The sequence below is a fragment of the Hymenobacter sp. NBH84 genome (genome assembly GCF_014217645.1).
Classification (GTDB): domain Bacteria; phylum Bacteroidota; class Bacteroidia; order Cytophagales; family Hymenobacteraceae; genus Hymenobacter; species Hymenobacter profundi.
In genome coordinates this window covers 2,645,883-2,669,155 of the sequence record NZ_CP043644.1, presented here as the reverse complement: position 1 = coordinate 2,669,155, position 23,273 = coordinate 2,645,883, and the positions used below count along the sequence as shown (strand labels likewise).

Genomic DNA, 23,273 nt, shown 5'->3' with positions numbered 1-23,273 from the left:
GATGAACTTGTTCATCCGGCATTTGCTTTTCTCTTCGTATGAAAAACCACCTGATTCCCACCCGCTCTTTCCATTTCTGCAAAGCCGGGGCCAGCGCACTGCTAGCCCTGAGCTTACTGGCCTGTACGGAAGAAAAAAAACCGGATATTCCGGCGCCTACCCCTGATCCAACCAGCACCACGGCCAATGCGGAGGCCAAGGACTACACGCAATACACCGAGTTGATTTGGAGTGATGAGTTTGACGGTGGCGGCGCTGTGGACCAGACCAAATGGACCCAAGAAACCGGTGGTAATGGTTGGGGCAACAACGAGCTACAGTATTACACCAACTCTACGGAGAACTCCTACGTGTCGAGTGGTAACCTGATCATTGAAACCAAGAAGCAGGCGATGAGTGGCCGCGACTATACCTCGGCCCGCCTCATCACCAAAGGCAAGCAGAGCTTCACTTTCGGCCGCATTGATGTGCGGGCGAAGCTGCCCAAAGGGCAAGGCATTTGGCCCGCCATCTGGATGCTGGGTAGCGACATCGACCAGAACAACTGGCCGGCGTGTGGCGAGATTGACATTATGGAACTGCGAGGGCACGAGCCAAACAAGGTGCTCTCTACCATGCACTATGGTAGCAACACCGCTACCCATCAATACAAAGGTTCGGAAACCACACTCGCCAGTGGCGATTTCGCCAACGATTTCCACATTTTCAGTGTGGTGCGTAGCAGGGATAAAATCCGTTCTTACGTGGATGGACGTGAGTTCTATTCCTTTACGGCTAGCGATGTTTCGCCTTATGCATATCCGTTCAATAATCCATTTTTCGTGATTCTGAACGTAGCAGTAGGAGGCAATTTCTTGGGCAATCCTACCCCGGAGACTATCAATACAACCTCTTTCCCTCAGCAGATGCTAGTGGATTACGTGCGCTTCTATCAATACAAATAAGGTGTAGGGTAGCCCACTTGATAGTAGAGGTAGGAGCGAGGCTTATTATTCTATAGAAATGTTTAGCCTGCATTGTTATATGTCATCATTAACAAACAGATTATTAATGACTTATGAGGTTGTGTCTGCTTGTTTAGCCATGAAGCAGGGTGACTGTAGCAAAAATAGGCACCGTTACTACATGTAGAAATATCCGTGGTGTGGCATGTCTACACTGGGTTTCCGGGAGCCGGTTCCGCTTGTTGTTAGGGTAGCGGGCCGGCTCTTTTGGAGCTGGCTTTCTGCGTTATTCAGCGGAAATGTTGGAAAAAACCGGGTAATTGCGTCATTCTTCCAATTATTCTTTCATTCATGGCTGGTCTTCCACAATCCAATTCACCAACCCTTGCTGTTGACAACCTCCCTGATGGAGGTAAAAGTTACACCTCAGCACTAGCTTCTCTAACGGTCCTGTTTTTCATGTGGGGATTTATCACCTGCCTGAACGACATCCTGATTCCCTTTCTCAAAGTCATCTTCGGACTCAGCTACGCGCAGGCCAACCTGATCAATTTATGCTTCTTCGGGGCATACTTTCTGGTGAGCATTCCAGCCGGTAAGCTGGTAGCACGGGTAGGCTACAAAAACGGCCTATTGATTGGGCTGGTGATAGCAGCCATAGGTTGCTTCTTGTTTTATCCCGCAGCTGGCAGCAGAGCCTACGCGTTGTTCCTGGGGGCATTATTTATTCTGGCCTCTGGTATCACTGTTTTGCAGGTAGCCGCCAATCCATACGTCGCTATTCTGGGCAAGCCGTCGCTGGCTTCGGCCCGCCTCACGCTCACGCAGGCGTTCAACTCGCTGGGGGTGTTCATCGCTCCGTACATCGGCTCCATCCTCATCCTATCGCATTTGCCGGAGCTGGACAACGTAGCCCCCGAAACGATTGACATTGGAGCGTTGCAGATTCCCTACCTGGTATTCGGTGGTATTTTGCTGTTTGTGAGCATCTTACTGAGCCGGCTTAAACTACCGGTTATCGCACACACTACGCCCGATGGCTTCTCTGCTGCCGACATGGGCCGGGCATGGCACCGCCGCCACCTAGTGCTTGGGGTGATTGGTATTTTCACCTACGTAGGTGCCGAGGTAGCCATTGGCTCGCACATCGTCAACTACCTCAACCTGCCCGATGTGATGAATATGACGCCGAAAGAGGCGGGCATTATGCTGATGTTCTATGGCGGTACGGCTATGGTAGGACGTTTCCTAGGCGCGTATCTGTTAGGTCGCTTCCCTACGGGTCGGTTGCTGGCCATCAATGCAGTAGGAGCAGTACTATTGATATTGCTTTCCGTAAGCTCGACCGGCGAGGTAGCCATGTGGACGCTACTAGCCGTAGGCTTTATGAACTCCCTGATGTTCTCGGCTATTTTCACGTTGGCAGTGGCCGACTTGGGCTCACTCACAGAAGAGGCTTCGGGCTTATTGTGCACTGCCATTGTCGGTGGCGCGCTCATTCCGCCGTTGTTTGGTCTAATAGCTGACTACCAGAGCCTGCGCTTAGCTTTTATCCTACCTGCGTTATGTTACGCCTACATTGGATGGTACGGCTTGAGCGGCCACAAGCAAAAATCTGCTTAACGCTTTGCTAAAACGAATTAGCTGTACCCAAAAGAAAATCCCCGGAGCCATTGGCACCGGGGATTTTCTTTTGGGTAGGAATAGCGTTACTCCGCGCTAGTAGGAGCCGGAGCCGGGGTGGACGCAGCCGAAGCATCCGGGGCCTGACCTTCTGGCCGCGGCCCACGGCCGCCGCGGTTGCGGCCGCCACGCTTCCGGCGGCGTTGTCCCTCGCGTGCCGCCTCATTAGTGCCGGTAGCGTCTGTAGTAGCTCCTTCCAGGCGGGGTGCGCGGGAAGGGCGGCTACTGGTGGCTTGTGTCGGCGTGGTGCCATCAGCAGCCTGGGTAGGGTTGGCCTGATCTTCCCGGCGCGGGCCACGGCCGCTGCGGTTGCGCCGCTCTGCACCTTCGCTGCGGGGCCGGTCGCCTTCACGACGAGGGCGGCCACCGTCGCGGCCGGAGCCGCCACGTCCATCGCGCCCACCTAGTTTGCCGCGCAAGCCGCTGAAGCGCTTGGGGTCAAACTCGGGCGCTTCGCCCAGGCCCAGCTCTTCCGTGATGTTCTGTTTCTCTACCTCGCGCTCCAGCAGCTTCTCAATCTTCACTACACGGTCTTGGTCTTGGTCGGAGATGAAAGTGATGGCCGTGCCAGTGGTAGCAGCGCGGGCCGTGCGGCCAATGCGGTGCACGTAGTCCTCGGCAGCGCGCGGGATGTCGTAGTTTACCACGTGGCTCAGCGAGTCGATGTCGATGCCGCGGCTGAGCACGTCGGTGGCTACTAGGATGGGGAACTGCTTATTTTTGAACTCGCGCATGATCTGCTCGCGCTCCTCCTGCGTGCAGTTCGAGGAAATACCCTGCGCCACGTAGCCCAGCTTATTGATGCTACGCACAATGCCGCTCACGGCCGCCTTCTGCGATGTAAACAGCACCATGCTCTGCACTTGCTGGTTCTTCAGGATATGCTCCAGCAGGTAGATCTTCTGGCGGTCGAACGCCATGTAGAACTGCTGATTGATGCCCTCCGCCGGCTTCGATACGGCCAACCGGATTTCTTCCGGCTCTTGCAGCAACTGCTTCGAGAATTCCTTGATTTTGTTGGGCATGGTGGCCGAGAACAGCAGCGTCTGCCGCTCCTTGGGCAAGTGCCGCACAATGCTCAGAATGTCATCAGAGAAACCCATGTCCATCATCTTATCGGCCTCGTCGAGCACCAGATAATTGAGCTGGTCGAACTTCACGTAGCCCATTTGCATGTGGGCAATCAGGCGGCCGGGGGTAGCAATGATGATGTCGGCGCCGCCGGTGAGGGCGCGCTTCTGCTGCTCCCAGCCCTCGCTTTTGCCACCGCCATAGATGGCAATGCTGCTGGCCTCCACAAAGTAGCCGAAGCCCGTCACCTGCTCATCAATCTGGGTAGCCAACTCGCGGGTAGGCACCAGAATCAGGGTGCTGGTGTGCGTGTGCTTGGCGTGCGAAATCTTGTCGAGCAGCGGAATGAGGTAGGCAGCAGTTTTGCCGGTACCCGTCTGAGCGCAGGCAATCAGGTCTTTGCCTTCAATAATTTTGGGAATGGCCTGTTCCTGAATGGGCGTGGCCTGTAGGTAATTCATGGCATCCACGCCGGCCAGCAGGTCTTCGTGGAGATTGAAATCGTGAAACGTCAAGGGACAGCAAATATGAAGTGAAAAACAGGCTGACCTTGCGTTTCCGGTCAGCAAACAGCGGGTATTGTGGTAAAGGTACGGCATTTGTGCGGTTGGGCGCGTACACAAAACCAGGATGCTACGCTTGTGAAACGCGGATAGCTCCGCAGAAATTCCTCCTATTCAATACCATGGTATGTCTCCGCTCGACCGCTTCTCCACACAAGCCGCCCAATACGCGCAGTACCGTATCGACTACCCTCAGGAACTATACACCGAGCTTTTGGCTGGCCTGCCGTCCCGGCAGCGTGCGTGGGACTGCGCCACCGGCAACGGCCAAGTAGCCACCGAACTCGCCGGGTATTTTGCGCACGTAGATGCCACCGATAGCAGCGCGGCCCAACTGGCAAATGCTACCCTGCGCCCCAACATTACCTATCAGGTAGCTGCCGCCGAAGCAACGCCCTTCGCCGACAATACCTTCGACCTGGTAACCGTGGGTCAGGCCGTGCATTGGTTTGATTTCGAGCGGTTTAATGCCGAAGTGCAACGCGTAGCCCGGCCGGGTGCTACCCTTGCAGAGTGGGGCTACCAGCTGGCTCAGCTGCAGGCCGATCTGAACCCTGTACTGACGCATTTCTACGCCGATACGATGCGCCCGTATTGGGACGACAACCGCTGGCACATCGACGACCAGTACGCCCGCATTCCCTTTCCATTTGGGCAGGTGCAGCACCGCACCTACCACGTGCGCCGGCACTGGACGGCCGCTTGGTTTTTGCAGTACTTGCGCACGTGGTCAAGCGTGGTGAAGTACGAGCAGCAACACGGCACCGACCCCGTGCTATTGATCGAAGAAGAAGTGGGGCGGCGCTGGGGCCAAGGGGAGCGAGAAGTGGTTTTTCCGGTGTTTCTGCGGCAGGGAGTGGTAGAGAAATAGAGGTGGAGAAAGGAAGAATTTACCGAGGTTTATACAGAACCGGTGCGCATAGATTAGCTTGATTTTGTATACTAGCAACTCGTGCCTACCTGTTTTTTTACCGCTGTGCGGTATTTTTCATCCTAACGCGTCGTTCGGTCGGCGCTTTCTCTTATGGACGATACGCCCCGCCCTACCCCGCCTGCTGCCTTTAGCCCCGAGCAACTGCCTACCCCTGCTGTCACCGAAAGCGCCACTGCGCCTACCCCCAACACCACGGCCGCAACGGAAGAAGAAACGCCCGACCGCCTGGGTCAGATTTTTGACGGCCTCAAGCAGAAATCCTCAGCCAAGCAGCTCATCTACCGCAATACCATTGCTACATTTGATCTGCTGCGGCAGGTATCGCAGGAGCTGGTGGTGGAGCTGAGCCGCAAGATTTCGCCCCTCGATTCGAGCGTGGTGGTGGAGTACCGGCCCATCAACGACATGGAGTTCCATATCAAGTTTTCGGGCGATTTGCTGGTGTTTGTGCTCCACTCCAACATCGTCACCTTCCCCGACGACTACGGCCCGATGAACACGGCCTACGTGGAGGCCGATTTCCGGCGGCGCTTTTTTGGGCACATCATGGCCTACAACTTCATGGCCGACAGCGTGAAGTACCAGCGCATGAACGACCCCGGCTACCTCGTTGGGCGCCTACTCGTCAACATCGACAATCATTACTTCCTGGAAGGTGTGCAGCAGCTGGAGCTACCCGACCACGACATGGCCGCGTCGCCCATCACCCCGGAAATGCTGCGCCTGTTCGTGGAAAGCGCCATGATTGCGGCCGTCAACAACGACCTCATCGCGCCTCCCATGAATGAAATTAAGAAGATTACGGTCAAGCAAAAGATTGAAAACCAACAAGTAAGCCGTGGTAGCAAAGTCGGCTTCAGCTTCTCTCACCAGCAGCATCTCGGTGAGGGATTAGTGTACTAAGTAGTGAGAGAGCGAAGTGGTGAAGTAGAAAAACGCCTGTCATCCTGAGCGCAGCGTAGGATGACAGGCGTTTTCCTACTTCACAAACTCTACACTTCACTATCTCACCTGATATCCTACCTTCTCGCGCACTTTGTTGAGGATGGTGCTGCCGTAGGCCTGCGCTTTGCGGGCACCTTCAGCGAGGCGGGCGTCTATTTCGGGAAGGTTGTTCATGTAATAGGTGAACTGTTCCCGCTCAGTGGCAAACCGCTCCCGAATTAGCTCGTACAGAGCCGTTTTGGCGTGGCCGTAGCCGTAGCCGCCGTTCAGGTAGTTGACGCGCATGTCGGTAACTTGCTTTGGGGTGGCCAGCAAGGAGTAGAGCTTGAAGGTGGTGTCGTTGTCGGGGTCTTTGGGGGCTTCTAGGGGCGTGCTGTCCGATACGATGCTGCGGATGGTTTTGAGCAGCGCTTTGTCATCCACAAAAATGTCGATGATGTTGCCGTAGCTCTTGCTCATTTTCTGGCCATCGATGCCGGGAATGGTCATCAGCTGCTGATCGACGCGGGCCTGGGGTAGCACGAAGGTTTCGCCGTAGCGGCTGTTGAAAGCGCTGGCAATGTCGCGGGTGATTTCCAAGTGCTGAATCTGGTCTTTGCCCACGGGTACTACTTCCGCATCGTAAAGCAGAATATCGGCCGCCATCAGCACGGGGTAAGTAAACAGGCCCGCGTTTACGTCGGAAAGCCGGTCCGATTTGTCCTTGAACGAGTGCGCGTTTGCCAGCATAGGGTAGGGGGCAAAGCACGATAGGTACCACGTCAGCTCCGTTACCTGCGGTACGTCGGACTGCCGGTAGAACAGGTTTTTCTCCGTATCGAAGCCGCAGGCCAGCCACGCGGCCGCCACAGCGTAGGTGTTCTGGCGTAGCGTGTCAGCGTCGCGCACGGTAGTAAGCGAGTGCAGATCAGCAATAAACAGCAACGACTCGTTGGTGCTGGTTTTCGACAGCTCGACGGCCGGAAGAATGGCGCCCAGCAGGTTGCCCAAGTGCGGGCGGCCGGTGCTCTGGATGCCAGTGAGAATACGGGACATAGAGTTTAGCTATTAGCTACTAGCTGTTGGCTGTTAGCTTTTTCAGGATGATGGATGTGTTAGCTAAGAGCCAACAGCTAGTAGCTAACAGCTCAAAAATTACACGCTCACGTCTGCCGCGGCTTCTTCTTGTAGCTCCTCGGTTTTTTCCTGGCCCAGGTATCGGTCGATGAGGCTGTGGGCCAAGTAGAGCACCGGCGTGAGCAGAATGGCTGCTGCAAATTTATACCAGTAGTTGGTGTTGGCAACGCGTAGCACCTGCGCAAAGCTCCAATTACCGAACAGGTAGAACGCCACATACAGCACCACAAACGAGTCAACGAGCTGCGAAACGAGCGTGGAACCAGTAGCGCGCAGCCACACGTAGCGCCCCTTAGTAAGTCGCCGTAGCCACGCAAAAATGGTGGCGTCCAGCACCTGCCCAATTCCGAAAGCCACTATAGAGCCCGTGATGATGCCCAGGCCCTGCCGGAAAATACTCTGATAGGCAAAGTCGATATCAAATGGCCTACCCTGGGCGTCGGTGCCGTTCACCTCCAGCCAGAACTTAGCCGGTGGCAGGTAGGTGGTAGCCAGAATGATGAAGAACGCGTACAGAATCAGCCCCATCGTGAGGAAGCTCACGCGAAGCACGCCCGCCTTGCCGAAGTACTCGTTGATGATATCGGTGGTGATGAAGACCACCGGCCAGATGAGTACGCCGGCCGTGAGGTCGCCGGGCAGGGTAGGGGGTAGACCGAATAGGGCATTGGCAGAAAATATCTTGACGCCAATAATTTCTGCCAGCAGAGCATTCACAATGAAAATGCCGCTGAGAACCAGGTACAACTGTTGTTTCTTCTTCGCCATAACGGCGGGCAATAAGGTAGAAATCAGTACGGGAATTCTGTAGCGAGACTATTCGCCCGGCTACTTCGACAAAAATATCGTTTTGCCTTCTTTGGCTGATTGCCGGGCCGCATCCAGAATCTCTACCACGATGAGGTTGGCATCCAGCGACGATAATTTATCTTCCTGAATATCGCCCCGCACCACGGCGGCCAGGTAGGCAAACGGCTCATCGTACGGGGCCTTCGGGGCTGCAATAGTCAGCTCCTGCGGTGCGGCTTTTTCGGTAGGGCGCACGCGTAGCTGACGACTGTCGAGCGCGAAGACGGCGCCGGTCTGCCCGTAAATTTCGATGTCTTTGCGGGAGTAGGGCCAGTTCCAGGATGCCTGAATGATGCCTTGCGCGTGCGGGTAGGTAACCACAATCGTGGCCTCGTCATCCACGCGCGGATATACCTGCGGCTGCAAGTGCTGGGTCACGGCCGTCACCGACTGGGGCCGCTGGCCCTGCATCAGCCAGGTCATCAAATCGGCGCCATAGCAGCCAAAGTCGATTAGCGCCCCGCCGCCGTTTTGCACTGGGTCAGTCAGCCACTCTAGGAACTCTGGGTTCACGTTGATGGCTTTTGGGCCCTGGTGGCCGTCGTGTACCACCATTTTGCGGATGTCGCCGATGGTTTTTTGCTGCGTTACCAGCTCGTAGGCCCGGTGGTTGGTGCCGTACCAGCTGGTTTCGTAGTTGGTGAGCAGATGGATGTGGTGCTTGTTCGCCAGAGCAGCCATCTGGCGGGCGTGATCTACGCTCACAGCCAGGGGCTTTTCTACCATCACATGCACGCCACGGGGCGCACAGGCCTGCACCACGGCTAGGTGGTCGTAGATGCTGTTGAAAGCCGTTACGGCCTGGGGCTTGGTCTTCACCAGCATTTCTTCCAGGGTAGGATACACCAGCTTCATGCTCAGACCATATTGCTTGGTGATGCGCTGGGCCAAGTCGCGGTTGGGCTCCGCAATGCCCACTATCGTCACGTCGCCGCGCTGGGCGCGGCCCAGCAGCACGTGCACGTGGGCGTGCGTGAGGCCCGCAATGCCTACGCGTACGGGTGCAGGGGCAGAGATAGTGGCATTAGCGGCGGCAATGGAGCCGAGCAGCAGCAACACAACTAAAAGAATGGTTCTGGGCATGGGTGGGATAGAAAGAGGGTGCTTATGAATACATTAGAACGTCATGCTGAGCGGAGTCGAAGCATGACGTTCTTGTTCGCTTTTCAAATTTTATAAGCTCACTGTTTTGCCTTCTACACCCAATTCCGTATTCGGGAACACCGCCTGAGCCTCAGCAAGTAAAGGCGCCAAATCGCGGTAGCGCGACGAAAAGTGCCCAATAAGCAGCTGTTTTACTTGTGCCTGTTTGGCTAGCAAAGCGGCCTGATGCGCGGTAGAGTGGTGGGTAATGGCCGCTCGCTCCCGCATCTCATCCGAAAAGGTAGCCTCATGATAGAGCAAGTCCACGCCGTGCAGCAGCGGCGCTAGGCCTGGTAGGTAGAGCGTGTCAGAGCAGAAGGCGTAGCTGCGCGAGGGGGTAGGGTCGGTGGTAACGTCGGCGTTGCGAACGAGCAGGGCGTTGGTGGCCGGGTCGTACACGTCTTCGCCCTGCGCGAGAGCCGCTAGTTGGGCCGGCGTGAGGCCAGCCGGCAATTGCTCCTTGATAAGGTGGCGGCGCTTCGGCTTCTCCCGAAACAAATAGCCGCAGCACGGAATGCGGTGCTGCATGGGCAGCGTGTGTACCGTCAGCTGCTTGTCCTCAAAAATCTGCTGGTGCTGGGTGGTATCTACCGCCGTAAACAGCAACTCAAAATTAAGCCGCGTGTGTGAGTAGCGAAACTGCGTGGTCAGAATCTCATCGAGGCCGGGCGGGCCGAAGAGCTGGAGCGGCTCGGTTCGCCCGTGCAGGTGCATGGTGCCCAGCAGCCCGAACAATCCGAAAAAATGGTCGCCGTGCAGGTGGGAGATGAAAATCGTGTGGATGCGCGGGTGCCGGATTTTATACTCCAACAAGCGGCGCTGCGTGCCCTCACCGCAATCGATCAGGTATTGGCTAGCGCCTACCGTCAGGAGTTGCGCCGTGTGGTGGCGGTCCATCACGGGGGTGGCCGAAGCACTACCGAGTATTTTCAGTTCGAACTCCAAGGAATAGCTGGTAGCTGATAGCCGCGTTGGCAGATAGCTGCGGCCAGAGAGTTAAAAATACGAAAGCTGCTGGCCGTTAGCTGTCAGCGGAAAACTAACAGCTAGCAGCCAACAGCTATCAGCTAAAAAACGCGCTATTCTTTGTTGGTCAGGTCGCGCTCGATGGCGTGCAGGAAGATGCGGTCAATGCCTTCCTCTACCGTGGGCAGAATATGCAGTACCGATTCCAGCTTGGATATGGTGATAAGCTTCATTACGTGGTCTTGCAGGCCGGTGAGCACCAGCAGGCCACCCGTAGAGTTGCACAAGCGGTTGGCAATCAGAATGGAGCTAAGGCCCGACGAATCGGTGTATTTCACGTTGGCCAGATCCAGAATCAGGTTGTTGGTGCCTTCGGCATTCAGCTTCACAAATTCCGACTTCAGATCGGGCGCAACAGTAGTGTCGAGCTTCTTCTCGTCAATCGTAATTATGGTGTAGGTGTCCTTTTTATCAATCGAGTACTTCATACCGCGTGTTTCGGTGGTTAAGGGAGTTGCGAAGGTAGGAAAAAAATGTTCGAGACGGAGAGAAGAAAGGTACGGGAAAGATAGCAGAATTTTAATACCCAGTTGGACCTGCCGTACCAAATGTGAGGGAGGCCCACGTGCTATGCCAGTCAGCGCGGGTGTGGTCGGGGATGGCGGCCATACGCACCGTGCTCAGCAGATAGCTACCGGGAGTGGATAAGCGTAACAAAATTCGGCCGCTAAGGTTGCTGTACAGGCGCGAAGCTTTGGGTTTTTGTCCGGGCTGGCGCTGCCACACCTGCACCAACGCGCCGGTTACGGGCTGCCCGTCCTGCACCACGCGCACCGTCAGCACGGCTCCTGGCCGCAGCAGGTAGGGATTTTGCTCGGGTATCAGCTCCAGCGGCAAGCCCACGGGGCGGGCGTAGGCGCGAGCCGTATCGCGGGAGTTTACTTTGCCTACCTGTATCAGCGTTTTGGCACACCGCCGGTAGGCCTCCCGCGCGGGTTTGGTTAATTCGTTGCGTTGCTGGCGCAGTACTAACACGTTATCGAGACCTTCTTCCTTGAGGTAGGTATTGAACTGCTCGGCCGTTTGCTCCAGGTAGGCGTCGTTGGTAGCCAGCGCCACTACGTGTGTGCCCGGCTGGGCGAATGTGAGGGCCGTTTGCAGCGTGTCGGCCTGGGTGGCGCTGGTAGTAAGATCTTCAGTACCGGCCGGACCGGCGTGGACGAAACGCGTAATGCGGCTGCTTTTGCCTGCCCAGCGCTGGCCAGTGAAATTTTCGCCTACCCAGGTTTGCAGGTTGATTTTCTGACCAGCTGCCACAAAATAGTGCGGCGGCGCTAACCAAAATTCATGCGCAGCCGCCAGAAGCGCCGGCGTGCCGATAACTACAGTTAGAACAATGCTTTTCAGCGAAGGCCGCATACGGGCAAGTAGAGAGAAGTGAACACTACCGCCTAGGCAGCGCTCCGAAGAACGCGTGCCACCTAGGCGGTAGTGCATCTAAGTTTGTAAAAAATGATGTGCAGGAGATGAAGCTACCCTACTTGTTCTTTAAAGCGTCATTTCTCTCGCTGGTTGAAATGACGGTTTAGCAGTCGAAAGGACTACTCGCCTAAAACCGCTCCAAGGCCAGCGCGTAGGCGCGGTCATAATACACCCGCAGGTTTTTCCAATCGAACAGCTCCGAGGAGTTTTCTACGCGGTTGCGCTGGGCAATTCGCTCGCGGCGGTTTTGCAGCACGAAGTTCCAGAGCATATCCGTCAACTCTTCGGCGGCTTCGTGGAAAGAGCGCTCTTGGCGGTGCACCACATAGATGCCCTTGTCTTCGTGGTCGGATACGTGCTGCATCACGTAGTCGCCGAAGCCGGAGAGGTCGGAGGTAATGGCCGGCACGCCGCGCGCAATGCACTCCAGCGGCGTGTAGCCCCAGGGCTCGTAGTAGCTCGGGAACACGCCCAAGTGGCAGCCGCGCACAAACTGCCCGTACTCCATGCCAAATAATGGTGAGGTAGGCGACACAAAATCGGGGTGATACACCATCTTCACGCGGTCGTGCTGGTAGTTGAGCAGGTTGGCGCGGCGCATGAAGTTCAGGATATCATCATTCTGGTCATCAATCAGGTTGTGGGTGATGATGGAGGGTAGGGCGTTGGTTTTCCAGCTTTGCAGGGTGCGGCGGTAGCGCAGGCGCCAGTAGTCGTCTACCATGGCGCTGAGGTCGGGGAGGCGGTGGTCGGTACCGGCGGCGGCGGCGTAGAACAGCCGCTCGCCTACTTGCTCCTGAATGGCCTCGCACGTCTCGCGCACCTCATCCAGAATAGCACGGTTCTGCAGCACCAGCGGGTTGATGCTGGTGAAAGGCCGCTTCGTGATAAAGAACATCACCACGTTGCCCTCCAGGCCGCTTTGTTGCAGGCGGTAGTTGAGGCGGGCTAGCGCTTCCAAGGTCAGGTCGAAACCCTTGTTGTGGTACTCGTAACGGCCCGAGGTGAACAGGTACAGCGTGTTATCCAGATCAAAAGAATAGCTCTGGAAAAAGTGCGCCATCACAAACTCGTTGATCTTGTCCTTGTACTGCTTATGCAGGTTCTGGAACTCGTGCAGGGCCACAAACCGCTCAATGTTGAGGCCGTTGGGCAGCACCGCATCGGGGAACCGGTCGAGTAGGTAGATGCACTCGCGCACCGTCAACTCGCTCACGGTGGTAAACACATGCGAGCCGTGCGCGGCGGCGCGCTCGATGCTCACAGCCGTTTCAATGTTGAAATGCCGCGCCTCGGCCAGCCAGTCTACCTGCATCAGGTGCTCGTAGAAGTTGGGGTCGTTCATGGCCAGGTAGCGGCCCAGCAGGGTAGCGTGCGTGGTAAATACGATGTGCACCGGCACCTGGTCGCGGCGCAGATCGGGAATGGCCACGCCGGTCATCCACTCGTGGAAGTGCGCAATCACGCGGCGTGGCGGCACCACTTCAGCGGTCAGAATTTCAATGAAAATCTTCGCCAGATGCCCAAACGCCTCTACCTGGTGCAGGAGGTCGTCGTTGTCGGGAGTAGGGATGCCGTGGTGGTGCCACAGGTCGCTTTTAATGCTGCCCAAGTGGCCGTATACTTGGAAGGGGTTGATGAGCACCGTGCGCGGCCTACCCGTCACCAGCCACACGCCGTACTGCACATCGTAGCCCCGCTGCCGCATCTGGCGCACGGCCCCGGCAAAGGGGTCGGAAAGGAGCGTCAGCTGCATATCATCGAAGGGCTCAAACTCGCTCTGGGCCTGTTGCGGAAAGTAGGGCCCTAGCAGGCAGTACCGGTCGCCCCATCCCTGCACGGCGGCGGGTACCTTGGAGCGAATTACGGTGTAGATGCCACCTACCTGGTTACAAACTTCCCAAGCAGATTCGACAAGCAGGGCGTCTAGGGCAATGGCATTGGAATTGGTACGGGTGGGGTATTGCATAAAAGGAAAGAGTAGCAGGGAGGTGTATGGTAGGAGTACGGGCAATATAGCGGGGAGAGTTGGCAGAAGCGGCAACAATTTCCCAATTCCGAACAGATTATCTACTCATCAGCAACCATTGGCGCATTGGATTGTGGCATTCGACAGAATGTAAGCGACTCCAGTACAGGTAGAGCTACACAGGAAAAGTAGCCTGACTTTCTATCTACTTACAAAATGCAACGCAAAACGCCTACCCCAACATTGAAGCAGGGTAGGCGTGTTGCGTTGTAGAAAAGGCCGCTGACTACTGCGGGTTTTGCGAGATAATCAGCACGGAATAGGGCGCCAAGCCAAAGGTGCCATAGTAGGGTTGGTCGTCGTAAATTCCTTCCTCCGCGTGCGTGCCGGTGCTCTGGAAATTGCCGAATTCTTCGTCATACCCTTCCCAGTCAGAGTTGAAGCGCACGTGCCATTCGCCGTTGCGGGGTAGGCCGATGGCGTAGGCATCGTAGCCTTGATTGGCGAAATTGGCGAGTACGATGGTTGTATCGCCGGGGCCGCCTTGGTCGCGGCGTGCAAAGGCAATGACTTTGTTCTCGTTGTTGAGGTGAAACACATCCACGTACTGTCCCATCAGGCCGCGCGTGTTGCCGTGGAAGTTGCGGCGCAGCGCTGCCATGTCGCGGTAGAGCTGCACCAGGCCGCTGTGCTGCTCGGCGTGTTCCCAGTTCAGGGGGGCATCGTCGGAGAAGAAGCCGTCGGCCAGCATGGCCTGCCCCTGAAATACCATGGGAATGCCCGGCGACGTGAACACCAGCGCGGCGCCCAGGGTAGCGCGTTTCTTCGGAAACCACGTGTGGGCGTTGCCCGGCATAATCTCCTCGGTCACGCGCGATTTGCCGTTGGCTACCTCATCGTGCGACTCGGTATAAATAACGCGCTGAAAAGCGTCGCCATTATACACTTTGGTAATGGCCGCGGCCACGGCGTGCATGTCGCGCTCCTCATCGGAGTAGGCCGTGATGGCGTGGCGAATGGGATACACAAAGGCCGAATCCCACTGCGTGGAGAAGCCCTGGCCGCCGTCCTCGGGCATGCGCGTGATGTAGTCGTTGCCTAGCAAGTCCTCGGCAATGGTAATCTTCCAGGGCATGCGCTGGCGGATTTCCTCGTTGATCCACTTCATCAACGACCAGCCATCGGGTAGGTCGCGGGAGGGGTCCTCGGAGCCGTCTACGTTGCGAATGTGGGAGATGGAGTCGGCCCGCAGCCCGTCTACGCGGTAGTCTTCCAGCCACATCAGAGCGTTGTCGCGGATGTAATAGCGCACGGCGTCGCGGCCGTAGTCGGGGCGGTTGTGGCCCCAGGGCGTTTGGGCGCGCCAGTCGTTGTAGAAGTAGATGCCGCCGCCGTTGTCTTCCGACCAGCCATCAAACTGCCACAAATCCAGGTCGCCGGGGCCGAAGTGGTTGTACACCACGTCCAGAATCACGGCAATGCCGTGGCGGTGGGCCTGTTTTACCAGCTCTTTGAAGGCTTGCGGTCCGCCGTAGTCGGTTTCCAGGGCAAAGGGATGCGCGGGGTTGTATCCCCAAGAACGGCCGCCGGGAAACTCGGTGGCCGGCATCACCTCAATGGCGTTGATGCCCATCTCGCGCAGGTAGTCCAGCTTGTCAATCACGTCGTAGAACGTGCCTGGCTTCTCAGGGTCGGGAGCATTGAAGGTGCCCACGTGCAGCTCGTACACAATCAGCTCGTTCCAGGCGGGCATCTGGAAATTGTCATCTTCCCAATCGAAATTCGGGTCGAGCACCACCGAGTTGCCGGCCGAGTGCGTCACCTGGCGGGCGTAGGGGTCGTTGCGCTGTAGCTGGCCGGTAGGCGTATCCAGCCAGAATTTGTACTCTGTGCCGGGGCCGAGGTCAGCAAAATCGGCGGCCCAATAACCGTCAGTTTCGTGGCTAAGCGGGTGCGACTCGTGGTTCCAGTCGTTGAAGGGGCCTACCAACGCAACAGCCTCCGCCGAAGGTGCCCATACGCGGAAGGTGGTGCCGTGCTCGTGCGGAATGGCGCCCATGCCGGGCTGGAGGGGGGTAGGAGTAGAGGTTGGAGCGGGAGAAAGGTCAGTTTCAGGCATAATGGTTCGAGAGAAATCCCAAAGGAAATGTGAGCCTTTAACTGTCCAATTTTCGTTTAGGTTGTGCTGACGAGGTTGGCGGCCCAGCGCGTGCGTCAGAAATGCTGCTTGCAGCCTAATAGGCGAGGGTTTGGGGCGATTTCCAAGCGCGTGCATTGTTTGAGCGACGTAGGTTTGAACGGCTGCTTTAGGAAGGGTAGGCGTGCCCGTTCTTTTCACAAAATTGGCCGGGAATGAACAAGGCCGTTTTGGTGTTGGTTTACTTTCGCCAGATCAACCCACCCGCTGCGACGCCTATCTTTGCGGCTTCACTACCTGCTTTTCTGTGCCCCGACCAAAACCTGTTGTATACGGCCTCTATGGCTGGACGCCCGCTTACGGCTACCGCTACATTCACCCCTCCAACCGTCGCACCTTTGAGTGGCTCGAGCCGGTAGGCAAGCTGTTCGAGAAGATTGACGAAACCGACGAGTGGCTGCTGCTGCGCTACGACGAGCAGCAGTTCAAAGTCAGCCCCGAGCTGTTCAAGGAACTTTACAACCGCCCTACCTTCAGCTTCGGCGACTTGGTGGAGGAGGTAGACCCGCCCGCTGGCCGGGCCGCTCACCGTGGCCTCATCTCCGACGTGTTTTGGGACGAAGCCACCGACCGCGCCACCTACCAGTTGGTAGAGCGCAAGCGCAAAGTGCGGCAGGTGTTTGAAGGCGATGAACTGCGGCTGGTATAGGTATTCTGCTGTTTTTCAGTTTTGTAACGAAGGGTGGTTTCTGTTTGACGCGCTTCGGTAGGGCGCCTTGCTGGATTCTCTTGTGGTCTATTTCTATCCAGAATGACGATTATATACCATGAAAGAGAGAGATTTGCCCACCGCGGCGGTGCAACTTCGCAAACGCAACCGTAGTAAATAGACAACTTGACCGTATAGTCTGATTAGCGCCGCCTCTATCACAGGGTATTAAGTATGATAAATCCGTCGGCTTTTCTACAGACTATGGTAGAGGAGATGCCGCACTTCTTCTTCATTTATCAGGTGAATACCAAGCAGGTGGTATACGCTACTCCCGCCTGCGAGCAGTTGTTGGGGGTAGGGCCCGCACAAGCCACCGAGCAACTACCGGAGCTGCTGAGTCGCCTGCACCCCGACGACCAGCCCTACCTAGCACGGTGCTGGAACTTGTGGGTACGCGGCCATTTGCACGACGAGCTGGAATTCCGGGTGCGCCGCACCGAGGTCCCTGACCAGTGGATGTCTCTGGTATTAAGCCCTCATCAACAGCGGCTTGCAGACGGGGAGGTGCTGATTGGTGGCTTCCTGCGCGATGTCACCACGGAGCGCGATAACCTGGAAAATGCGAATAGGTTCAATGCCAAAAAGAACGCCACACTGGAAATCCTCTCGCACGATTTGGCGGGGCCTTTGGCGCTGGTGCAGCAAATCAGCGCAGCCATGCAGGCGCAAGTGCTACCCCTGGGCAATGCTAAACTCACGGAGGCCCTGAGCATTATGCAAACCATCTGCCACGACAGCGTGAACCTGATTCGTGACTTCGTGGACAACGAGTTCATGACATCGGCCAACGTGGAGCTGAAGCTGGACCGGGTAGACCTGGTGTGGCGGGTGAACCTGACTATGGAGGAATACCAGCGCGCGGCGGCGCAACTCAACAAGCAGTTTCTCTTCCTGCCTGCTTCGGCTCCGATCTACGTCAACCTCGACGAAAATAAGTTCTTGCAGGTGCTCAACAACCTGCTCAGCAACTCCATTAAGTTTACGCACGAAGGCGGCCACATCACCGTGCGGATAGAACAGCAGCCGGGCCAAGTGCTCCTGACGGTGCAGGACGATGGCATTGGCATTGCGCCGGAGTTACAGCCGGGACTGTTTGAGCGCTTTACGAAGGCACGCCGCCCTGGTCTGCGAGGCGAGAAAACCACGGGTCTGGGTATGTCCATCATCAAAACGATTGTGGAGTTGCACCGCGGGCAGATATGGCTGGAGAGTGCCGAAAACCAGGGAACTACGTTCTACATCACCCTACCCTCGCTCGATTCCTGATGGCGTAGGCTGCCCGGTTTTCGGGTCTGAATGCTGCGTTGCCACAACCGAAAACCGGGCAGCGTAGGGTGGTAGTAGGCGCGGGTTGGTAAGCTGCGCACTAGCAACTCTAGGGCTTGGGAAGCCGTTTTGAAGGTTGAATTGCGGCGTAAACCGTCGCTGCTGACCTTAACAACCAAACCCTGATGGAAAACAAACCAACCTCCCTACCCCCGCAGGCCCAGGACCAACAGCCCGGCCTGGAAACCGAAATGACCCCGCAGCCGGAATACATCCGGGCCAACTACAAGGGCAGCGAAAAGCTACAAGATAAAGTGGCCCTGATTACAGGCGGCGACTCCGGCATTGGCCGGGCCGTAGCCATCCATTTTGCTCGCGAGGGTGCCGACGTGGCCATTACCTACAAGCCCGAAGAAGAGCAGGACGCCTACGACACGCGCCAGCTGGTAGAAGCCGAAGGCCGCCGCTGCCTCACGCTGGCTGGCGACCTGCGCGACAAGCAGTTCTGCGAAGACATTGTGCAGCGCACTATAGATGAGCTGGGCAAGCTGAACATTGTGATAAGCAACGCCGCCGAGCAATTCGTGAGTACAGATGTGTCGGAGTTGCCCAACGAGCAATTCGAGGATACCTTCAAAGTGAATTTCTTCCCGATGGTATACGTGGTGAAAGCCGCCTTGCCGCATTTGCACGAAGGCGATTCTATCATTGCTACCTCCTCGATAAACGCCTACAAAGGCAATGAACAACTGGTGGATTACACCTCTACTAAAGGTGCCATCACGGCCTACATTCGCTCTATCTCGCAGCAGTTGGCCGATAAGAAAATCCGCGCTAACACGGTAGCCCCCGGCCCCATCTGGACTCCGCTGATTCCGGCTAGCTTCTCACCCGATAAAGTGGCCAAGTTTGGCCAGGACACTACCATGAAGCGTCCCGGACAGCCTTCGGAAGTAGCCCCGGCCTACGTATTCCTGGCCTCGGAAGACTCCTCGTATATCACTGGTCAGGCCATTCACCCCAACGGCGGCTCAGTGCTGAATACGTAAGCCATAGCATTTATTCGACGGTAACTGGGTGCAATCAGGTAGCAGTACGCTACCTGATTGCACCCAGTTGTTTTTAGCCCAGTCCCACGGCAATGCCCACTACCACCGCCACTGCCCCTAGTGCCAGCAGCAGCAGGTAGAGCGGGAAGGCAAACCGCCACCACGCATCAAACCGCACGCCGCAGGCAGCTACAATGGCCATTAGGGCGCCGTTGGTAGGCGTTATCAGTTCGCATAGGCCGGCGCCGTATTGGTAGGCCAGCACTGTTACCTGCCGGGGTAGACCCAGCAAATCGGAGAGGGGAGTGAGGATAGGCATGGTGAGCACCGCCTGTCCGCTCACCGAGGGAACTGGCAAGTGCAGAGCGGTGTGCACCCCCATCATACCCAGCGCGGAAAGCGTAACCGGCAAGTGCGCTAGTGGCGCCGATAGGCTATTGACGATGGTATCGACTACCTGCCCCTGCTCCAGCACCACGAAAATGGCTCGCGCAAACCCAATCAAGAGCGCCGAGAAAGCCAGGTCGCGGAAGCCGGCGATGAACGCCTCGGCGGTGCCGTTGAGACCCAGCCCACCGATCAGCCCAGCTGCTACCCCCAGCCCAAAAAATAAGGCGCCCATTTGCTCAAACTCCCAGCCCAACCGGAGTACCCCGTAGGTGAACACGCCAAACGCCACTAGCAGCAGCGCCAGCACCAGCCCGTGTCGGCCGTGGCTGGTTTCGGCTAGGGCGGCTTCCTCGGTGGCCACTTCCACCACCGGCTCCTGGCGGTGGCGCCGGGCAAAGCGCATGGTGCCGCCAATCCAAATCAGCAGCGCGCCAGCCAGAAACGCCAACCGAAACCCCGCCCCGGAGAGCAGCGGCAACTGCGCCAGTTTCTGCGCAATGCCTACCTGAAACGGGTTCAACGGGCTGAACGCGGCCCCCACGGCAGCGGCCCCCAGGCTCACCGCCGCGGCCGTAATGGTAGGGTAGCCCAGCCGGCGCATCAGCACCAGCAATACCGGCACCAGCGGAATGATTTCTTCCTGCATATTTTCCAGAGCGCCCATAGTGGCAAACAGCAGCGACACGATGGGAATAACCAGCGCTTCGCGCCCGCGCAGGCGCACCAGCAGCCAGTCTACCCCGTGGCGCAACGCCCCCGTCTGATCCACTACGGTGAAGGCGCCGCCCGTCAGGAACACAAAGAAAATAACGCTGGCCGCGTCGGCCATTCCCTTCGGAATATCCACAATTGCGGCCAGCGGATTTACTGGTGTGGGCGGCACGTGGTGGTAGGAGCCCGGCACCACTACGTCCCGGCCGGTAGCCGGGTCGGGCAGCCGGTCGAAGACGCCAGCCGGCAACAGATAGCTTAACAATAGCGCCAAGAGAATGAAGCCAAGCAGCAGCACCAGCGGATGCGGAAAACGAAGAGTTTTTTTCATGCCTAACGGCGGTGTGGGTAAGATAAAATTCAGAAAATCAAAGGATAGTGTACTGGCAGAAGAGCCGCTATCTTGCAAAGAATTCGCTTTTCAATGCTGCTGCCTACATACGGTATGGTTTGCCGCCTACGTTGGTTGGGAACCTGTTCTGGTAGTGTTGTAGTTGCTGCTATCATCGTCCTGCTTATGCAATTTACCGCTTTCAAGCTCCTACCTCTTCCTCAGCAAACCACCTACTTGGTGCAGCACGGTCGTTTTTTGGCTGGGCAGCAGCAGGATAGTTTTGAGTTGCAACTATTTGCCTGTCACGACTTCTACGCGGAGATGTGGCGGGTGCAAGGGGAGGAGCGAGTTCTGTTTATTCATATTTTCCAGAATCCGGATTGTCTTTTCCATTATCTGGAAAAAATCATACTGCCGAGCATATAAAATCCGAAACAACTTAGGTAGCTTTGCTCAGAAGGAAAACGAAAGGATACGATGTCAACTATAAATGAGGCGGAATACTGGAAAACGCGCAAGCAAGTGCGCGAGGATATTCTGACTATTCGCAACGAATTACTGGACATAGTAGCTAGAAAGAGCGTTATAGAGCGTCGGTTGGAGCAGATGCAGAACGAGCTGGCAGTGCTCAACAGCGCCCTGCTCAACGAAGCGTACTATCTGCGCCTTGGCTACGCAGACTACGCGCTGGATGCCCCTAACATCTATGATACGCCCCTGATTGTGCATACCGTGCCCGTGCCGTTTGGCTCATATCGGGACGCCAGTACAGAAGGGGAGCAGCCAGTCCAACTATTCGGCCACGAGCGCACCGTGGAAGGCTTCCAACGGGTAGCCATGCCCGAGACAGTGCCCGAACTGACGCACCACACCGGCCGCTACATCACCGATGCCCTCGGCAAAACCCGCTACCTGCTCGACGACCGCGTGCTGGCGGCCTTGCTGCAACAAGATCCGGAGTCCTTCCGTCGCATCACCCGCAAAGACGCCGAAGGACAAATTTTGATTCAGGGTGAGTTCGGAATAGTACCATCCTACCAGGAAGCAGCGCCCGGCCGCATCTACGCCGATGAGGCGGAATATTATGGCGCCCTGGCCCGCTACTACACCGATATGTCGAAGCTGGCCGGCCTGAAAGGACGCGAGCAGCACACCGCCGCGTAAGCAGCAACCCGGCAACTTGTAGGTAATTCATTTCCACTTACATAAAGTCTTTAACATAACACGCCCTCCACGGCTCAGGCCTGGGGGGCGTTTTGTTTTTGCTCTATCTTCCGGCGCTGGTGTTAACAGAAGACCGGGGCTATCAATTACTACAACCGTCACCGCAGTATACCACTGGCGCAACGCTTCAATGGCAGCTCCTTGTTCTGGTTGCCGCAGTAGCTTTCGGGGTAGCAATACGTTATCAATATCAACGACGAACCGGACGACTTGGCGGCATACTTTACGAGTTACCAGCGGGTAGGGGAAGTGCTGAATCCGTACGCCCGCGAGCAGGGTACTACCATTATGGTAGGCTCTAGCCCCACAACGGCCTTGCTAACGCGGGTGAGGCAGTAGCATCAGGCGGCACTCGAAGTATGGGAGGGTGCTTCTGCCAAATAAGGAAGTAGCCAACGGTGCGGGTAGCATGTAGTTTTAGATAAAAAGCAAACTTGTTTCAGCAGTTAGACATTGTATTTTGCTTATTTATTATTGATTGAAAGTCAAAGCAATAGCTTTTTTATTCTCTGATTTAGAAATAGTAGCGCCTCGCCTGCTCAGCTTTTCGGGTGGCAGTAGAGCCTGTTAGTTTTGAGACAGTGAAGGGCAGCAACCAGCTTGCCGGCTTCGCTGCAAATTCTACTGTTGCCTCCGTCAGTTGCTCTTAATTATGTGCGTCGTTCTGGTCATTATTCAAAGCCTGTGGGGCTGCTAGGAACCGCTACTTATTGCTGCGCATAAGAAGCCTTTCTAAGCCCCGCTCAGAAAGGCTTTTTGTTGACGAACTTCTCTCTTACCCTCTGCCTGCTTATGTACTTCACCAACCAAACGCTCGTTTTTCACGACGGTCAGTTTATATCAGCCGAGCAGGCGCAGTGCAGCCTGTATTCGCCTAGCCTGCACTACGGCCACGCCGTCTTTGAAGGCATTCGCGCCTACGATACCGCCAACGGTACGCGCGTTTTCAAGATAAAAGAGCACTACGAGCGTCTGGCATATTCCTGCCGCGCCACCTGCATCCCGCTGGCCTACTCGGTGCAGGAGCTGACGGACATCACCTACCAGCTGCTCGAAAAAAACAACCTTTCCAATGCCTACGTCCGGCCGCTGGTGTACGCCCCCGACCCCATGATGAGCATCAAGGCGCCTACTGCCAGCAGCCTATTTATGGCGGCGTGGGAGTGGGGCAACTACTTTAGCAATCAGCTCACGCGGCTCACCATTTCGCCCTACCAGCGGCCCAACCCTAAGTCGGTGCCCATTGAGGCGAAGGTGAGCAGCCACTACGCCAACTCCATCATTGCCAGCCACGAAGCCAAGCAGCGCGGCTACGATGAAGCCCTACTTCTAGACATCAACGGCTATGTGGCCGAGGGTCCCGGCGCCAACTTCTTCTACGAGTGGGACGGGGCGCTGTATACTGCGCCGGCCGGCAACATCCTGCAAGGCATCACCCGCAACACCATCATCGACTTGGCCCGCAGCCTGGATATTCCGGTGTTTGAGGAGTTCTTCACGCCCGAAACGCTGCACCACGCCACTGGCGCCTTCCTTACCGGCACTGCCGCCGAGGTAGTCGGCGTAGCCTCCATCGACGACCACGTGTTTACGACGCCCTACGAGGAGACGATTGGCGCCAAGCTGGCTACTGCCTACTCGGCGCTGGTGCGGGAGGAGGTAGGGGCGCGTCGCACGCGCCCAGCCGTTGAACAGTCTGCTTAAGTATTCCAACCACGAACACGG

Annotated in this window: 21 protein-coding genes; 11 read left to right on the top strand and 10 right to left on the bottom strand. The window is 56.7% G+C overall.

Features of this window, described 5'->3' with window-relative positions; translation table 11 throughout:
* The first annotated feature begins 38 nt into the window (after positions 1–38).
* A complete protein-coding gene (locus F1C16_RS11130; protein ID WP_185280731.1) occupies positions 39–944 on the top strand; it encodes a family 16 glycosylhydrolase in 906 nt (301 codons plus the stop codon).
* Positions 945–1,403: 459 nt separating this feature from the next.
* Entirely contained in the window at positions 1,404–2,567 is a 1,164-nt protein-coding gene (locus F1C16_RS11125; protein WP_258048880.1) for a sugar MFS transporter, read from the top strand.
* A gap of 86 nt (positions 2,568–2,653) precedes the next feature.
* Here the strand turns inward: F1C16_RS11125 and F1C16_RS11120 are convergent, their stop codons facing one another.
* A complete protein-coding gene (locus F1C16_RS11120; RefSeq protein ID WP_374940578.1) occupies positions 2,654–4,213 on the bottom strand; it encodes a DEAD/DEAH box helicase in 1,560 nt (519 codons plus the stop codon).
* A gap of 175 nt (positions 4,214–4,388) precedes the next feature.
* Here F1C16_RS11120 and F1C16_RS11115 point away from each other — a divergent pair, with 175 nt between their 5' ends.
* Both F1C16_RS11115 and F1C16_RS11110 read left to right on the top strand, forming a co-directional pair.
* The gene (locus F1C16_RS11115; RefSeq protein ID WP_185280728.1) at positions 4,389–5,132 is read left to right on the top strand and encodes a class I SAM-dependent methyltransferase; all 744 of its coding nucleotides are present in this window, start codon (positions 4,389–4,391) and stop codon (positions 5,130–5,132) included.
* Between the two features lie 153 nt (positions 5,133–5,285).
* Positions 5,286–6,098, top strand: coding sequence for a hypothetical protein (locus tag F1C16_RS11110; protein WP_258048879.1), 813 nt, complete (start codon positions 5,286–5,288; stop codon positions 6,096–6,098).
* A 99-nt stretch (positions 6,099–6,197) separates the two neighbouring features.
* Here the strand turns inward: F1C16_RS11110 and trpS are convergent, their stop codons facing one another.
* The 8 genes from trpS to F1C16_RS11070 form a co-directional block, all read right to left on the bottom strand.
* Entirely contained in the window at positions 6,198–7,175 is a 978-nt protein-coding gene (gene trpS, locus F1C16_RS11105; protein ID WP_185280727.1) for a tryptophan--tRNA ligase, read from the bottom strand.
* Positions 7,176–7,274: 99 nt separating this feature from the next.
* A complete protein-coding gene (locus tag F1C16_RS11100; RefSeq protein ID WP_185280726.1) occupies positions 7,275–8,024 on the bottom strand; it encodes a queuosine precursor transporter in 750 nt (249 codons plus the stop codon).
* A gap of 60 nt (positions 8,025–8,084) precedes the next feature.
* A complete protein-coding gene (locus F1C16_RS11095; protein WP_185280725.1) occupies positions 8,085–9,188 on the bottom strand; it encodes a Gfo/Idh/MocA family protein in 1,104 nt (367 codons plus the stop codon).
* Positions 9,189–9,278: 90 nt separating this feature from the next.
* Positions 9,279–10,193 (bottom strand): ribonuclease Z, encoded by a 915-nt coding sequence (locus F1C16_RS11090; protein ID WP_185280724.1) that lies wholly within the window; start codon positions 10,191–10,193, stop codon positions 9,279–9,281.
* A 134-nt stretch (positions 10,194–10,327) separates the two neighbouring features.
* The gene (locus F1C16_RS11085; protein ID WP_185280723.1) at positions 10,328–10,702 is read right to left on the bottom strand and encodes an STAS domain-containing protein; all 375 of its coding nucleotides are present in this window, start codon (positions 10,700–10,702) and stop codon (positions 10,328–10,330) included.
* A 91-nt stretch (positions 10,703–10,793) separates the two neighbouring features.
* A complete protein-coding gene (locus F1C16_RS11080) occupies positions 10,794–11,633 on the bottom strand; it encodes a DUF4198 domain-containing protein (protein ID WP_185280722.1) in 840 nt (279 codons plus the stop codon).
* Between the two features lie 190 nt (positions 11,634–11,823).
* A complete protein-coding gene (locus F1C16_RS11075) occupies positions 11,824–13,665 on the bottom strand; it encodes a glycosyltransferase (RefSeq protein WP_185280721.1) in 1,842 nt (613 codons plus the stop codon).
* 286 nt (positions 13,666–13,951) lie between these two features.
* Positions 13,952–15,784: an alpha-amylase family glycosyl hydrolase gene (locus tag F1C16_RS11070; protein WP_258048878.1), complete on the bottom strand. Its 1,833-nt coding sequence runs from the start codon at positions 15,782–15,784 to the stop codon at positions 13,952–13,954.
* A gap of 325 nt (positions 15,785–16,109) precedes the next feature.
* Here F1C16_RS11070 and F1C16_RS11065 point away from each other — a divergent pair, with 325 nt between their 5' ends.
* From F1C16_RS11065 to F1C16_RS11055, 3 genes are all read left to right on the top strand, one after another.
* Entirely contained in the window at positions 16,110–16,511 is a 402-nt protein-coding gene (locus F1C16_RS11065) for a DUF6960 family protein (RefSeq protein WP_185280720.1), read from the top strand.
* Between the two features lie 234 nt (positions 16,512–16,745).
* Positions 16,746–17,840 carry an ATP-binding protein gene (locus F1C16_RS11060; RefSeq protein ID WP_185280719.1) on the top strand — a complete coding sequence of 365 codons (1,095 nt, stop codon included), beginning with the start codon at positions 16,746–16,748 and terminating at the stop codon, positions 17,838–17,840.
* 185 nt (positions 17,841–18,025) lie between these two features.
* Complete coding sequence (locus tag F1C16_RS11055) at positions 18,026–18,889, top strand: SDR family oxidoreductase (protein ID WP_185280718.1); 864 nt, start codon at positions 18,026–18,028, stop codon at positions 18,887–18,889.
* A 73-nt stretch (positions 18,890–18,962) separates the two neighbouring features.
* Here F1C16_RS11055 and F1C16_RS11050 read toward each other — a convergent pair whose 3' ends face one another.
* On the bottom strand, positions 18,963–20,321 hold the full coding sequence (locus tag F1C16_RS11050) for a YfcC family protein (RefSeq protein WP_185280717.1): 1,359 nt from the start codon (positions 20,319–20,321) through the stop codon (positions 18,963–18,965).
* A gap of 186 nt (positions 20,322–20,507) precedes the next feature.
* Here F1C16_RS11050 and F1C16_RS11045 point away from each other — a divergent pair, with 186 nt between their 5' ends.
* From F1C16_RS11045 to F1C16_RS11035, 4 genes are all read left to right on the top strand, one after another.
* On the top strand, positions 20,508–20,750 hold the full coding sequence (locus F1C16_RS11045; protein ID WP_185280716.1) for a hypothetical protein: 243 nt from the start codon (positions 20,508–20,510) through the stop codon (positions 20,748–20,750).
* Positions 20,751–20,801: 51 nt separating this feature from the next.
* Positions 20,802–21,488, top strand: coding sequence for a hypothetical protein (locus F1C16_RS11040; RefSeq protein ID WP_185280715.1), 687 nt, complete (start codon positions 20,802–20,804; stop codon positions 21,486–21,488).
* A 270-nt stretch (positions 21,489–21,758) separates the two neighbouring features.
* Positions 21,759–21,887: a hypothetical protein gene (locus F1C16_RS23000; RefSeq protein ID WP_258048877.1), complete on the top strand. Its 129-nt coding sequence runs from the start codon at positions 21,759–21,761 to the stop codon at positions 21,885–21,887.
* A gap of 453 nt (positions 21,888–22,340) precedes the next feature.
* A complete protein-coding gene (locus F1C16_RS11035) occupies positions 22,341–23,252 on the top strand; it encodes a branched-chain amino acid transaminase (RefSeq protein WP_185280714.1) in 912 nt (303 codons plus the stop codon).
* The last annotated feature ends 21 nt before the right edge of the window (positions 23,253–23,273 follow it).

Bases quoted from the DNA above. Each gene is read 5' to 3' on its own strand.
- F1C16_RS11130 (WP_185280731.1), top strand. From the start codon at position 39: ATGAAAAACCACCTGATTCCCACCCGCTCTTTCCATTTCTGCAAAGCC.
- F1C16_RS11125 (WP_258048880.1), top strand. From the start codon at position 1,404: ATGTGGGGATTTATCACCTGCCTGAACGACATCCTGATTCCCTTTCTC.
- F1C16_RS11115 (WP_185280728.1), top strand. From the start codon at position 4,389: ATGTCTCCGCTCGACCGCTTCTCCACACAAGCCGCCCAATACGCGCAG.
- F1C16_RS11110 (WP_258048879.1), top strand. From the start codon at position 5,286: ATGGACGATACGCCCCGCCCTACCCCGCCTGCTGCCTTTAGCCCCGAG.
- trpS (WP_185280727.1), bottom strand. From the start codon at position 7,175: ATGTCCCGTATTCTCACTGGCATCCAGAGCACCGGCCGCCCGCACTTG.
- F1C16_RS11100 (WP_185280726.1), bottom strand. From the start codon at position 8,024: ATGGCGAAGAAGAAACAACAGTTGTACCTGGTTCTCAGCGGCATTTTC.
- F1C16_RS11095 (WP_185280725.1), bottom strand. From the start codon at position 9,188: ATGCCCAGAACCATTCTTTTAGTTGTGTTGCTGCTGCTCGGCTCCATT.
- F1C16_RS11085 (WP_185280723.1), bottom strand. From the start codon at position 10,702: ATGAAGTACTCGATTGATAAAAAGGACACCTACACCATAATTACGATT.
- F1C16_RS11080 (WP_185280722.1), bottom strand. From the start codon at position 11,633: ATGCGGCCTTCGCTGAAAAGCATTGTTCTAACTGTAGTTATCGGCACG.
- F1C16_RS11075 (WP_185280721.1), bottom strand. From the start codon at position 13,665: ATGCAATACCCCACCCGTACCAATTCCAATGCCATTGCCCTAGACGCC.
- F1C16_RS11070 (WP_258048878.1), bottom strand. From the start codon at position 15,784: ATGCCTGAAACTGACCTTTCTCCCGCTCCAACCTCTACTCCTACCCCC.
- F1C16_RS11060 (WP_185280719.1), top strand. From the start codon at position 16,746: ATGATAAATCCGTCGGCTTTTCTACAGACTATGGTAGAGGAGATGCCG.
- F1C16_RS11055 (WP_185280718.1), top strand. From the start codon at position 18,026: ATGGAAAACAAACCAACCTCCCTACCCCCGCAGGCCCAGGACCAACAG.
- F1C16_RS11050 (WP_185280717.1), bottom strand. From the start codon at position 20,321: ATGAAAAAAACTCTTCGTTTTCCGCATCCGCTGGTGCTGCTGCTTGGC.
- F1C16_RS11045 (WP_185280716.1), top strand. From the start codon at position 20,508: ATGCAATTTACCGCTTTCAAGCTCCTACCTCTTCCTCAGCAAACCACC.
- F1C16_RS11040 (WP_185280715.1), top strand. From the start codon at position 20,802: ATGTCAACTATAAATGAGGCGGAATACTGGAAAACGCGCAAGCAAGTG.
- F1C16_RS11035 (WP_185280714.1), top strand. From the start codon at position 22,341: ATGTACTTCACCAACCAAACGCTCGTTTTTCACGACGGTCAGTTTATA.